At 64.4% G+C, this 12,730-nt stretch carries 10 protein-coding genes; 5 read left to right on the top strand and 5 right to left on the bottom strand.

Annotation, left to right across the window (positions count from 1 at the left end):
• Positions 1–122: 122 nt before the first annotated feature.
• The 4 genes from E4K64_RS10560 to E4K64_RS10545 all read right to left on the bottom strand — a co-directional run bounded on the left by E4K64_RS10560 (position 123) and on the right by E4K64_RS10545 (position 6,392).
• Positions 123–2,990, bottom strand: coding sequence for a PAS-domain containing protein (locus tag E4K64_RS10560; protein WP_135163454.1), 2,868 nt, complete (start codon positions 2,988–2,990; stop codon positions 123–125).
• A gap of 236 nt (positions 2,991–3,226) precedes the next feature.
• Positions 3,227–4,102 carry an acyl-CoA acyltransferase gene (locus tag E4K64_RS10555; protein ID WP_135163453.1) on the bottom strand — a complete coding sequence of 292 codons (876 nt, stop codon included), beginning with the start codon at positions 4,100–4,102 and terminating at the stop codon, positions 3,227–3,229.
• Between the two features lie 37 nt (positions 4,103–4,139).
• Positions 4,140–5,120: an amino acid--[acyl-carrier-protein] ligase gene (locus E4K64_RS10550; protein WP_135163452.1), complete on the bottom strand. Its 981-nt coding sequence runs from the start codon at positions 5,118–5,120 to the stop codon at positions 4,140–4,142.
• A 54-nt stretch (positions 5,121–5,174) separates the two neighbouring features.
• Complete coding sequence (locus E4K64_RS10545) at positions 5,175–6,392, bottom strand: acyl-CoA dehydrogenase family protein (protein ID WP_135163451.1); 1,218 nt, start codon at positions 6,390–6,392, stop codon at positions 5,175–5,177.
• Positions 6,393–6,749: 357 nt separating this feature from the next.
• Here E4K64_RS10545 and E4K64_RS10540 point away from each other — a divergent pair, with 357 nt between their 5' ends.
• The 3 genes from E4K64_RS10540 to mtnA all read left to right on the top strand — a co-directional run bounded on the left by E4K64_RS10540 (position 6,750) and on the right by mtnA (position 9,280).
• Positions 6,750–7,022 carry a phosphopantetheine-binding protein gene (locus tag E4K64_RS10540; RefSeq protein ID WP_135163450.1) on the top strand — a complete coding sequence of 91 codons (273 nt, stop codon included), beginning with the start codon at positions 6,750–6,752 and terminating at the stop codon, positions 7,020–7,022.
• Positions 7,023–7,279: 257 nt separating this feature from the next.
• On the top strand, positions 7,280–8,155 hold the full coding sequence (locus tag E4K64_RS10535) for an S-methyl-5'-thioadenosine phosphorylase (protein ID WP_135163449.1): 876 nt from the start codon (positions 7,280–7,282) through the stop codon (positions 8,153–8,155).
• Between the two features lie 18 nt (positions 8,156–8,173).
• On the top strand, positions 8,174–9,280 hold the full coding sequence (gene mtnA, locus E4K64_RS10530) for an S-methyl-5-thioribose-1-phosphate isomerase (RefSeq protein WP_135163448.1): 1,107 nt from the start codon (positions 8,174–8,176) through the stop codon (positions 9,278–9,280).
• A gap of 101 nt (positions 9,281–9,381) precedes the next feature.
• On the opposite strand, the gene E4K64_RS10525 is transcribed toward mtnA, so the two are convergent.
• The gene (locus E4K64_RS10525) at positions 9,382–10,017 is read right to left on the bottom strand and encodes an HAD-IA family hydrolase (protein WP_167771934.1); all 636 of its coding nucleotides are present in this window, start codon (positions 10,015–10,017) and stop codon (positions 9,382–9,384) included.
• Positions 10,018–10,121: 104 nt separating this feature from the next.
• On the opposite strand from E4K64_RS10525, the gene E4K64_RS10520 reads away from it, so the two are divergent.
• A complete protein-coding gene (locus E4K64_RS10520; RefSeq protein WP_167771933.1) occupies positions 10,122–10,880 on the top strand; it encodes a S1 family peptidase in 759 nt (252 codons plus the stop codon).
• Between the two features lie 125 nt (positions 10,881–11,005).
• The gene (locus tag E4K64_RS10515; RefSeq protein WP_167771932.1) at positions 11,006–12,508 is read left to right on the top strand and encodes a flavin-containing monooxygenase; all 1,503 of its coding nucleotides are present in this window, start codon (positions 11,006–11,008) and stop codon (positions 12,506–12,508) included.
• The last annotated feature ends 222 nt before the right edge of the window (positions 12,509–12,730 follow it).

The raw sequence follows: 12,730 nt of genomic DNA, 5'->3' as shown, positions 1-12,730 counted from the left end.
CGCATTGCGCGGTCGCGGCGCAGCCGTGGGGGAGCCCAATCATGCCGGAAACGGGACGTGCGACAATCGGTCTTTCTGGCGCTTGCCGAGACACGGAATTTGCACCGCCGGCGGCGCGAAGCTCAGGCGACCTTTCGGACCGTGTTCAGCGTCTCGATAGTGCGGCCGACCTCCGATGCGGGGCACGGTCTGCCGAAATAATAGCCCTGCACGGCGGTGCAGCCGCATTCGCGGACGAAATCGAGTTGCTCTTCCGTCTCCACACCCTCCGCCGTCGTCTCGACGCCGAGCACGGAGCCGAGGCTTGCGATGGTGCGGACGATGGCAACACTCTCCGGGCTTTCGCCGAGCGTGCCGACAAAGGAGCGGTCGATCTTGATGCGGTCGAACGGAAATTTGCGCAAGTAACTCAGCGAGGAATAGCCGACGCCGAAATCGTCGAGGCTGACGCGGACTCCCAGCGCGCGAAGCTGGTGCAGGATCTCGATCGTCGCCTCGCTGTCGTCGAGCAGGGCGGTTTCGGTGACTTCGAGCTCGAGCCGCTGCGGCGGCAGGCCGGCCTCAGCCAGCGCGCTCGTGACCATTGCCACCAATCCGCGCGAGCGAAACTGCACCGGCGACAGGTTCACCGCGACGGTGACATCGGGCCAGGACGCGGCAGTCGCACAGGCGCTGCGCAGCACCCATTCGCCGATCGGAACGATCAGCCCGTTCTCTTCCGCGATCGGAATGAACTCGGCCGGTGAGACCAGGCCGCGCGAGGGATGCTTCCAGCGCAGCAGGGCCTCGAAGCCGGTGAGCTCCGACGAATCGAGCCGCATCTGCGGCTGGAACACCAGGTGGAACTCGCGCGCCTCCAGCGCACAGCGCAGATCCTGCTCCAGCGCGTGGCGGCTGCGCGCCTCCTCTTCCATCTCGGGCTCGAACAGCTGATAGGCGCCACGCCCCTTGGCCTTGGCCTGGTACAGCGCGAGGTCGGCGCACTTCATCAGCTCGTCCGCATCGAGCCCGTGATCGGGCGCGATCGCGATGCCGACGGAGGCGCCGACATGGATCGACTGGTTCTCCAGCGGCGGCGGGCGGCCGATGACCTCGACCAGGCGGCGGGCAAGCTTCTCCGCCGATTGCGGCTGCGGTCCGCGCTGCAGGACCGCGAATTCGTCGCCGCCGAGGCGTGCGACGGTATCGTGTTCGCCGACATTTTCCTTCAGGCGCGCCGCGACCCAGCGCAGCAGGCGGTCGCCCGCGGCGTGGCCGAGGCGGTCGTTGACTGTCTTGAAATTGTCGAGATCGAAGCACAGCACCGCCATCGCGCCGCCGGCGACCGCGACCTGGTTCAGCCCCTCGCTCATCTTCTCGCGGAACAGCATGCGATTGGGCAGGTCGGTCAGCGAATCGTGCCGCGCCATGTGCGCCACGCGCGCCTGGGCCTTGTGACGCTCGGTGACGTCCTCATAGGTGACGACCCAGCCGCCTTGCTCCATGCGCTTGTGGTTGAGCTTGATGATGCGGCCGTCGTTCAGATGCCGGTGCAGCGTGTGCTCGCCTTCGCGCAGCCGTTCGACATAGTCGGCATAAAGCCTGGCTCCCGTCATGTCAGGATGGATGCCGAGCTCGCAGCTGTGCTCCATGATCTCGCGCATCGAGACGCCGGGCTTCACGATCTCAGGCGACAGGCCGTACATCTCGATATAGCGGCGATTGCAGACGATCACGCGCAGGCTCGCATCGAGCATGCACAGGCCCTGGCTCATGTTGTTGAGCGCCGCGTCGAAGCGGCGGTACTGCTCGCTCAGCTCTCCGATCGCATGTTCCCGCTCGGTGATATCCTCATAGGTGGCGACGAAGCCGCCTTCGGCCAGCGCGCAATAGCGCACCGAGATCACGGTATCGTTCGACATGCGCCGACGCATCGGCGAGGTATCGCGGTTGGCGATCCGCGCGCGGGCGACTTCCAGGAGCTGCTGGGGGCTGTACTCGGACGAGAACGCGCCGTTCGCCATCGAACGTTCGATCAGCTCGGCCAGATGCGTGCCGGGCCTGGTTTCCTCCAGCGACAATCGGTAGAGCTTGCGGTAGGTGGTGTTGCAGACCCGAAGCCGCATGTCGCTGTCGTAGAAAGCGAGCCCGTGCGCCATGTTCTCCAGCGCCGCATCGAGCATGACGTTCTGCTGCCGCAGTGTTTCCTCGTATTGCAGCCGCTCCGTGACGTCCTCGTGCACGGTCACCCAGCCGCCGTCAGGCAGGAAGCGGGAGATCGTCTGCACCATGCGGCCGTCGTAACGCATCACCAGCAGGGATTTCGCCCGTCTGAGGCGCGCGTCCTCCAATCTGGAATTGTGGAATTCGTCGGCTGGCATGTCCGACAAATTGCCGCGCGACACCCAATGGTCGAGCACCGTACGATGGGAGACCCCCGGCTTCACGACCCCGGGATCGAGGTTGTAGAGGTTCAGGAAACGCTCGTTGCAGACGACGACGCGGCTGTCGGCGTCGTACATGATGAGGCCGTGCGACATGTTGGCGAGCGCGTGCTGGCTGCGCTCGGTCTGCACCCGCAATTCCGCTTCGAGCCGGGCGAGGCGGGTGACATCGTCGCAGATCGTCATCCAGCCGCCGCCGGGAAGCGGCTTCAACTCGAGCGACATGACGAGGCCGGTCGCAAGCCGCTGTTCGGTCCGGAACGGCTTTCCCCCTGCGATCTGTGCCATCCGCACCGAATAGAGCGCGTCAAGCTCGCTTTGCGGGAAGTTGCCGCGCCCGGCGCTGTGCGCGAGCACCTCGCGGTAGCTCGTGCCCACCCGCACGATGTCGGCCGACATATCGAACAGGGAGAGGTAACGCTGGTTGACCAGCACGATCCGGTTGTCGGCATCGTAGACGCAGACGCCCTGCTCCATGTGGTCGAGCGCAAGCTGGCTCAACGCGACCAGGGCCTCCGGGCCCAATTCGCGGCGTGCACCAAGCTCGTTGTCGCAGGTCGACGTCATGGGATCGGCGGGATCTCGGCGAGCAATAGATTCAACGCAACCTAATTCAACCACTGAGCGTAGCGAAGAGGCCGGAAAATTCCCTTAAGCGCGGTAGTTTACGGAGGGTGACCGGCGATGGAGGCGCGTCCGGATTGCCGAGGTGCCTGCATGAGTTGGCCGAGAGGGAGCTGCATATCAGGTGTCGTCCCTGCGAACGCAGGAACGACGCGGTGGTTTGGTCCGAAGCGCCTTCCCTAAGGCCCGTACAACACAAGCTCGGTGTCCGTGAGATCGCCGAGCTGCGGCCGATGCGGGCCCTTGAAATATTTGCGACCGCGCCGTTCGGTATAAATACCGACAAGACCGGGAATCGGCCCGTTGGCATCGACCGCCACCGCGATCTTGCCGAGCCGAAGCAGCAGCCGGCCGATACGGCCGGCGCAGGCGGCGTATTCCGCGGCGTTACGGCAATAGATCAGCTTCATCGCAGGAGGCGCGATGAAGCCGCGGCGGATGCGCACGGGTTGCAGAATGAAGGGAAATGTTCCCTGTGGCGTGCGGCAGACCAGACTGAGGCAATTGTACCGCGCATGCTGCGTCAGCAGCTCGGTTTCGGCCTCGGAAAGCCCCTCGATCGTCTTGGCGTGAGGCGGGATGACCTCGATCTCGCTCGAGCGCGGGACACGCGCCAGTGCGGGCACCGAGAAGAATATGCCGCGGCAATAGGCCCGAAAGCCCTGGGTCTCGATGATCGGCCAGGTCCACGGCGCCGGGCTGATGTTGAAGTAGGTCACGTCCTTGTGCCGCTGGGCGATCTTGGTCAGCAGCGGAGCATAGTTGCGGTAGGCCGGATCGACATACCAGCTGGACAGGTTGCACTGAATGGCGCTCTCTTCGCCATTCTTGCGTTCCGCATAGATCAGCAGCAGCACGCCGACCGGCGTGCCGTCATTGTCGAGCATGTAGCCGAAGCGCGGATAGCCCTCCGGCACGGGCCGGAAGGCCTGCCGGCGCAGGCCCTGGATCCAGTAGTCGCGCGAGCGGCCCACGAAGCCGCGCGTCAGCAAGTCCGCGATCGCGTTTGCGTCGGACTCGGTGATCTCGCGGCACCGGACCTTGGTGTGGATCACGCTCGTCTTACCCGTGGAAATGACAGGCCTCGTTTGGTTAGCGCCAGCCTTCGACATGGGCATCGGCCGGAGCCAGCGGCTGCAGGCCCAGCACCTCTCGCACCTTGGCGGGCCAGGCGGCAAGGTCGGTGCCGTGGGTGTGGAACATGGCGACCGCGAGCCGGTCCATGCCAAAGGCAACGCAGCCGGTGTGGGCTGGCTCGCCGTCGGCATCCTGGATTCCCCAGGTCGTGCCGAAATGCTCGCGGTGATAGTTGAAGCTCATGCAGGCTGTCGGCTGCTCTTCCGAGCGCAGCGGAATGAGGAGCTCGAATTTGAGCTGCTGCTGCTTCTGGCTCACCGCCTTCATCTGGCCGACGCGGCCGAAGAAGGGATCGCTGGCATAGTCGACACGGAAGGTCAGGCCGAGGTCGCGGGCGATCGCCTGCGCGCGCACCATCCAGCGCTCGCGGAAGTCGGCGACGTCGTCGGGGCTGCCGATGCAGACATATTCGCGCATCCGGAACGATTGCAGCCGGTCGAGATGCTTCGACGGCTCGCGGCGGAAGCAATCCGCGGCAACGTCAAAACGCAGACCGCCCTTCGGCAAGGGCCCGCGGCTCGCCGCGATCGGATAGACCGGATAGCAGGCAGCAGGGGACAGCACGAGGTCGGCGGGCGACAGCGAGGTGGTCCAGTCGCCGCCGGCATCGAAGCGGCTCACCGCGGCGTTGATCTCGCGCTCGGTCCCGTGCAGGCCGCAGACGCAGCCGAGCAGGTTCGGAAAGCTCTTGAGGTAGCCGGATTTCTCCAGCTGAGCCCGGCTCATCACCGGCGGAAAGCGCATCACTTCGGTGCCGGTCTCGCGATGGCCCGTGATCAGCGCGGCCAGCTTCTCGACGACGCCTTCATAGAGCGCGGTGCGGGCATAGACGCCGTCGGCGCCCATGCGATGGAACAGCTTGTCGGCGAGATGATCGAGCGGATCGATCGTCTGCGGTGCGGTCGCCGGCGAATCGGGGAGGACGGCAATGTTCATGGATCAGTACCCTGCTATCTCAAAATTGTTCTTATCGGCTCAGTCGCCAAGCACTTAGTCACGAAGGCTTGCCGGCACGCCGCTCATCAGCGTCGGCGTCGCGGCATTGGCCAGAATGCGGTCGTTGTTGATCATGATCGGCGCCGACAGCACGTCGCGGAGGTGCCGGCCCATGGTGAACTCGCCGTCGTTGCGGTAGCCGGAGAGGCCCGCCGTGCGCATCGCATGCATCACGGTCTCGACCGCGAGCTCGGAGGCCTGCACCTTCAGAAGCGTGATCGAGGACTGGAAGTCGAGCGAGCCAAGAGCGCGCTCGTCATGCTCGGCGCGGGCAAAGGCATCGATATTGGCCGACAGCAGCGCGCGCAGTTTTGCCAGCGACATCTTGGCGGCGGTGAAATGCGCCGCGGCCGGCGGCATCTGGCCGCCGGAGCTCCGGGCTGCCTTGCGGATGAAGGCCTGCGCGCGGGTTACGGCTGCGGCGGCGATCCCGGCCCAGGCCGACGACCAGCACAGATGTGCGAACGGTGTCATGGTCTGGGCGTGGATCTTGTCGTAGGATTCCGGGAAGACGCGGTCGGCGGGGCAGTCGACCTTCAGCTCGAACCCGGTCGAGCAGGTGCCGCGCATTCCGAGCGTTTCCCAGCCGAGAGTCGGCTTCAGCGAGTAATCGTCCTTGGCGAGTGCCAGCAGCACCTGGTCGGAGGCAGCGGCATCGGTGGCGCGGCGGGCGATGGTGACGAGGCCGTCGGCCTCGGCGCCGTAGGAAATCACGGTGGCATCGCGCACCAGCGAGATGGTGTCGCCGGCGTGGTCGACGGCAGCGGCGCTGGCGCGAATATTGCCGCCATTCTGGCCTTCGGTGGTGGAGGAGGCGAGCAGCCACTGGTCGCGGGCGACCCGGCGCATCATGGTCTCCATCCACGGGATGCCGTGGCCGTGCCTGATAACGCAGGCGACCTTGGTCTGGTGCATCGCGTAAATCATCGCGGTCGAGGCGCAGGCGCGCCCGAGCGTGTAGCAGATGTCGGTGACGTCGTAGATGGAGGCGCCGAAGCCGCCGAACTCGACCGGGATCATGACGCCGAGCAGCTTCTGCTCGCGGGCGACCTCGAAAGCCTTGTGCGGGAAACGGGCGTCGCGATCGACCCCGTCGGCGTCGGCCGCCGCAGCAGCGGCGGTTCGGGCGGCGCGCTCGATCAGGGAGGGACCCTGCTCGAGGAAGCTCGCCTGCGCTTCGTCGACAGTGAGGATTGCTTCACGCACGTTCATGCTCGTCCGCCTCCGGTTTGCCGTTCGGGATCGCCGGCATCATTGCGACGCCGCTGAAAGCGATCCTCCGGTCATCTTTGCTTATGAGACGAGGCTACGGATTTAATTCAAATTCGTCGATGAAATAGAGGGTAAACAAAACCCAATTCCGGACGAACAGTTAAGGGCCGGTTGTTTGCATCACCGGATTTTCCGGCGTCGCGTTAGGACTCTGGAAAAAGCCTGGATTCCGGACAATCTGAGTCATCGTTTACTAAGAAACGCGAAGTATTGGTGACGCCCATTGCAGGATCGGCGAGCCGTGCCCATCGTAGCCGGCAGTTCGATCCGACTCGTTAGACAGATGGGAATTTGCCGATGCAGGCCTTCAATACCGACGTGCGCAATCGCATCATCAAGCTGGTGAAGGGCATCCTCGAACAGAATTCACTCACCGCAGACGTCACGTCTTCCGCCAAGCTCGTTGATGTCGGCCTGACGTCGATGGACATGGTCAATCTGATGCTCGGGGTCGAAGCCGAGTTCGACTTCACCATCCCGCAGTCGGAGATCACGCCGGAGAATTTCCAGTCCGTCGAGACGCTGGAGCGGATGGTGGCGACCCAGTTGCGGCTGGCGAACGCGGCTTAATTCGCGCACCGACCTCTCCCCGGGTCGTCCCTGCGAACGCAGGGACCCATAACCCCAGGGAGAAATTTGGCGAAGGCTGGTCGTTCGGAATTGCGACCGACCACCTCGATGGAATCCGCGATATGGGTCCCTCGACACTGAATATGGGGCGCGCCCTCCTCACGACACCGCCATCCGCCTCCACCCCCCGTTCCAAAACCGCCGCAAAACTGGCATAGCTTAACCATGTCACACGTGGCGTACAGGGTGGAGCAGGCATGGCGCAGGCGGTATTGGGCATCATCGGCGGTTCAGGCATCTACGATCTGCCGGGTCTCGAGGATGCGCGCGAAGAGGTGATCAGGAGTCCCTGGGGCGAGCCGTCGGCTCCCTTGAGGCGCGGCAATATCGCCGGGCTGCCGATCGTGTTCCTGCCGCGGCACGACAAGGGCCATCGGCTGTCGCCCTCCGATATCAACTATCGCGCCAATATCGACGTGCTCAAGCGCGCCGGCGTCACCGACCTGATCTCGCTGTCGGCCTGCGGTTCGTTCAAAGAGGAGCTTCCGCCCGGCACCTTCGTCCTCGTCGATCAGTTCGTCGACCGCACCCACAAGCGCGAGAGCTCGTTCTTCGGGCGGGGCTGCGTCGCGCATGTGTCGATGGCGCATCCGGTCTCGCCGCGGTTGCGCATCCACCTTGCGGCAGCGGCTGAAGCCGAGAATATCGCGATTGCGCGCGGTGGAACCTATGTCTGCATGGAAGGGCCGCAATTCTCCACCTACGCCGAGAGCATGACCTACAAGACGCTGGGCTATTCCGTGATCGGCATGACCAACATGCCCGAGGCGAAGCTCGCACGCGAGGCGGAGATCTGCTACGCCACGGTCGCGATGGTGACGGATTTCGATTGCTGGCATCCCGACCACGATGCCGTCACGGTGCAGGACATCATCCGCGTGCTAACGTCGAACGCCGACAAGGCGAAGGCGCTGGTGGCGCGGCTGGCCAAGGATCTTCCGCGCGAGCACGAGCCGTGCCCGATCGGCTCGGACCGTGCGCTCGACACCGCGCTGATCACGGCGCCCGAGGCGCGCGATCCCGAGCTCCTCAAGAAGCTCGACGCGGTGGCGGGGCGCGTGCTGCGGGCGTGATACGAAAGGCAGAATGCCATGAAGGTCGACGGCAAGCATTTCCGCAGCATCTGGCGCGAACACGATGGCTGGTCGATCGGCGCGATCGACCAGCGCCGGCTGCCGCATGAGTTCGTCGTCGCCAAACTGACCTCGTGCGAAGACGCGGCCGTTGCCATCCGCGACATGCTGGTGCGCGGCGCGCCGCTGATCGGCGCCACCGCGGCCTATGGCATGGCACTCGCCATGCGCGAGGATGCCTCCGACGCCGGTCTGAAGCATGCGTACGATACGCTCGTGGTGGCGCGGCCGACGGCGATCAATCTGAAATGGGCGCTGGACGAGATGCGTGCGACGCTCACGCCGATCGATCCCGTTGAAAGAGCCGAGGCCGCTTATGCGCGCGCCGACGAGATCGTCGAGCAGGATGTCGAGATCAATCGCGGCATCGCCGGCAACGGTCTGAAGCTGATCGAGGCGATCGCGGCGAAGAAGCCGGGCGAGATCGTCAACGTGCTGACCCATTGCAACGCCGGCTGGCTCGCCACCGTCGATTGGGGCACGGCGACGGCGCCGATCTATCTTGCGCACGAGCGCGGCATCAAGATCCATGTCTGGGTCGACGAGACGCGTCCGCGCAACCAGGGCGCCTCGCTCACCGCATGGGAGCTCGGCCATCACGGCGTGCCGCATACCGTGATCCCCGACAATACCGGCGGGCATCTGATGCAGCACGGCATGGTCGATCTCGCCATCGTCGGCACCGACCGCGTCGCCGCCAATGGCGACGTCTGCAACAAGATCGGCACCTATCTGAAGGCGCTCGCCGCCCACGACAACAACGTGCCGTTTTACGTCGCGCTGCCGTCGCCGACGATCGATTTCGCCGTCCATGACGGCATCCGCGACATCCCGATCGAGCAGCGCAGCGGCGTCGAGGTCACCGATATGACCGGCCGCACGGCCGATGGCCGACTGGAGACGGTGCGCATCGTGCCGGAGGGTTCGCCGGTCGCGAACTACGCCTTCGACGTGACGCCGGCGCGGCTGGTCACAGGTCTCATCACCGAGCGCGGCGTGCTGAAGCCGGATCGTGCCGCGCTGGCGGCGGCATTTCCCGAGCGCATCGCCGCTGCGGCGGAGTAGGCTCCCGTAAGGTGGGCAAAGGCGCGAAGCGCCGTGCCCACCATCTGCTGGTGGTGGGCACGCTGCGCTTTGCCCACCCTACGGCTGCAGAATGAGTTGCGCTAGTTGAGCTTCAGCCCCGTCGCCTTCTCGAGCTCGGCAATCGCCTGTGCACCGCTCGTCACCTTGATCGTGGTCATGCCCATCTCGCGCGCGGGCTTGAGGTTGACGCCGAGATCGTCGAGATAGACGCAATTCCTTGGATCGACCTTCAGCGTGTCTACCATCAGCGCGTAAATACGCGGGTCCGGCTTGCGCAGGCCGATCTTGGCGGATTCGATCACGTGGTCGAACAGCACCATCACCTCGGCAATGTAGAGCGAGCGCCCCGTCAGGCTTCCGATCGCATTGGCCGGGAGGTTGTTGGTGATGCAGCCGGTCTTGAATTGCGCCTTGATGCGCTTCAAGGCCTCGACCATCTCCGGGCGCAGGTCGCCCTGCAGCAGCGGCAGCACGTCACGGCCGCGCACCTCGGCGCCGAGCGCGCGAGATTCCTCGGCGAACAATTGATCGAACGTCTCGATGTCGACCTCGGCCCGCTCGAACTTGGCCCAGGCGTTTTCCAGATGGTTGGCGGCGTTGGTGCGCCGGATGATGTCGACGGGCAGGCCGCGCGCCGTCTCGAACCGCGCGAATGCCTCGAAGGGCGAACTCGTCAGCACGCCACCAAAATCAAAGATCACTGCCTCGATCGTCAATGTCCTGCCCTCGTCAATTCCTTTCCAAGACGGCTAGCATGGGCTATCGGCAAGGGCCAGTCCGAAGCAATCTCCCGCTATCACCGATGCCGAAGCATGTTCCCATGAAGAAGCTTGCAACTCTCGTCATAGCTGCGCTGCTGACCGTCGGGCCAGCTCGTGCCATCGTCGGCGGCGGCACGCCGCAGGCCGATGGTATCGCGCGCGCAATCGTCACCATCGTCGGCTCGCGCGGCAATTTCTGCACCGGCAGCTTGATTGCGCCACGCGTTGTCCTGACCGTCGCGCACTGCGTGCAGCCGGGCGCGGACTACAAGGTGGTCGATCGCGGCGCCGACGGTACGCCGCAATTGCTGAACGTGCGCGCGGTCGCGATCCATCCGAACTTCAACATGCAGGCGATGCAGTCGCACCGAGCCACCGCCGACGTGGCATTGCTGCAACTGGAAATTCCACTCAAGGGAAAATCCACGGTGACGGTCGGCATGCCGGCCATTCCGATTCAGGTCGGCAGCCGTTTCGTCATCGCCGGCATCGGCGTCACCGTTCGCGGCGAAGGCAAGAGCGGCGGTACGACGCGTGTTGCCGCGCTTGTCGCCACGGGCCAGCCCGGCACGCTCCAGATCCGGCTGGTCGATCCCGTAACCAACGGCGTTCGCGAGGGAATCGGTGCCTGCACCGGCGATTCCGGCGGTCCCGTGTTCGAGGACAGGCCGAATGGTGCCGTTCTCGTCGGCCTCGTCAGCTGGTCCACGGGGCCGAACGGCGCCGCCGGTTGCGGCGGATTGACCGGCGTCACGCCGCTCACGCTCTATCGCGACTGGATCTTGCAGACCGCGCGGAGCTGGGGTGCGGCGCTGTGATTTGACCCGCACTTGATCTATGTCATTTTGTAGCGGAAGCGCGGCGAGCGAAACTGCCCGTCGCGGAGGAAACGCGCCGTCCGGTCAGGGGCGGCCACAAAAGCAAGCAAGGCATAGAAACAACAATGAATGTCGCTGTTCGCAGTCACGCCACGGCCAAACAGGCTTCAGAGCATTTCGACGTGTTGATCGTCGGCGCCGGCATCTCCGGCATCGGCAGCGCCTATCACCTGACAAAGCAGCTTCCGGGGACGAGCTTCGTCATCCTGGAAACGCAGGCGAGCTTCGGCGGCACCTGGATCACGCATCGCTATCCCGGCATCCGCTCCGACAGCGATCTCCATACCTTCGGCTATCGCTTCAAGCCGTGGGTCGGCCCGCCGATCGCGACCGCCGAAGAGATTCTCGCCTACATGAACGAGGTGATCGAAGAGAACGATCTTGCGAAGCACATCCGCTACAAGCACAAGATCAATTCCGCGAGCTGGTCGAGCGAGCAGAATCTCTGGACCGTCGAGGCGGTGACGACCGACACTGGCGAGTCCAGAACCTTCACCGCCAACTTCCTCTGGATGTGCCAGGGCTATTACCGCCATTCCGAAGGCTACATGCCGGAATGGAAGGGCATGGACCGTTTCAAGGGCCGCATCGTCCATCCCCAGACCTGGCCCGACGACATTGACCTCACGAACAAGAAGGTCGTCGTGATCGGTTCGGGTGCCACCGCGGCGACGCTGGTGCCGAACATCGCGGACAAATGCGCGCATGTCACCATGCTACAGCGCTCGCCGACCTATTTCCGGCTAGGCCGCAACGCCATCGAAATCGCGGAGGAGCTGCGCCGGCTTCAGGTCGACGAGGAGTGGATCCACGAGATCGTGCGGCGCAAGATCCTGTTCGAGCAGGATGCCTTCACCAAGCTCTGCGTATCCAAGCCCGAGCAGGTGAAGAAGGAGCTGATCGGCCAGATCAGCGCCGTGCTCGGTCCCGACTACGATGTCGAGACGCACTTCACGCCGAGCTACCGGCCGTGGCGGCAGCGCATCGCCTTCGTGCCGGATGCCGACCTGTTCAAGGGCATTGCCAGCGGCAAGGCCTCTGTCGTCACCGACGAGATCGAGTGCTTCGTCGAGAACGGCATCCAGCTGAAATCCGGCAAGCTGCTCGAAGCCGACATCATTGTGACCGCAACCGGCTTCAATCTCGCCGCGCTCGGCGACATTGCCTTCGAGATCGACGGAAAGCCGCTGGCTTTCGGCGACACCGTCACCTATCGCGGCATGATGTTCACGGGCGTTCCGAACATGGTCTGGGTGTTCGGCTATTTCCGCGCCAGCTGGACGCTGCGCGTCGATCTCGTCGCCGATTTCGTCTGCCGGCTGCTCGGTCACATGAAGGCGAAGGGCGCGAGGAAGGTCGAGGTGAAACTGCGCCCCGAAGACCACAACATGCCGATCCTGCCCTGGATCGATCCGGAAAACTTCAACCCCGGCTACATGATGCGCAACATGGGCCTGTTGCCCAAGCGCGGCGACAAGCCGGAATGGCAGCACAGCCAGGATTACTGGACCGAGAAGGACGAGATTCCGAAGACGGATCTGGACGACAAGGCGTTTGTGTACGGGTGAGGGAGGCGGTAGTTTGCGGCGGACGCGCGCGCCACACACTCCGCTGGGTCCCGGGGCGCGAAGCGAACCCGGGACCCATAATCACAGGGAGCGGTCATTGGGCACGCGGATCACTCCGAGTCTTCGCCAAACATCTTCCTGTGGTTATGGGTCCCGGATCAGCGCTTCGCTTGTCCGGGACGACACTGTTTAATGGGCGCGCGGCGCCTCAACTCATTCGCG

Origin of the sequence: Bradyrhizobium frederickii, from assembly GCF_004570865.1 — a bacterium.
GTDB lineage: Bacteria > Pseudomonadota > Alphaproteobacteria > Rhizobiales > Xanthobacteraceae > Bradyrhizobium > Bradyrhizobium frederickii.
The sequence above is the reverse complement of the archived record's forward strand: the minus strand, read 5'-3'. Positions and strand labels throughout refer to the sequence as shown.

Bases quoted from the DNA above. Each gene is read 5' to 3' on its own strand.
- E4K64_RS10560 (WP_135163454.1), bottom strand. From the start codon at position 2,990: ATGACGTCGACCTGCGACAACGAGCTTGGTGCACGCCGCGAATTGGGC.
- E4K64_RS10550 (WP_135163452.1), bottom strand. From the start codon at position 5,120: ATGAACATTGCCGTCCTCCCCGATTCGCCGGCGACCGCACCGCAGACG.
- E4K64_RS10545 (WP_135163451.1), bottom strand. From the start codon at position 6,392: ATGAACGTGCGTGAAGCAATCCTCACTGTCGACGAAGCGCAGGCGAGC.
- E4K64_RS10540 (WP_135163450.1), top strand. From the start codon at position 6,750: ATGCAGGCCTTCAATACCGACGTGCGCAATCGCATCATCAAGCTGGTG.
- E4K64_RS10535 (WP_135163449.1), top strand. From the start codon at position 7,280: ATGGCGCAGGCGGTATTGGGCATCATCGGCGGTTCAGGCATCTACGAT.
- mtnA (WP_135163448.1), top strand. From the start codon at position 8,174: ATGAAGGTCGACGGCAAGCATTTCCGCAGCATCTGGCGCGAACACGAT.
- E4K64_RS10520 (WP_167771933.1), top strand. From the start codon at position 10,122: ATGAAGAAGCTTGCAACTCTCGTCATAGCTGCGCTGCTGACCGTCGGG.
- E4K64_RS10515 (WP_167771932.1), top strand. From the start codon at position 11,006: ATGAATGTCGCTGTTCGCAGTCACGCCACGGCCAAACAGGCTTCAGAG.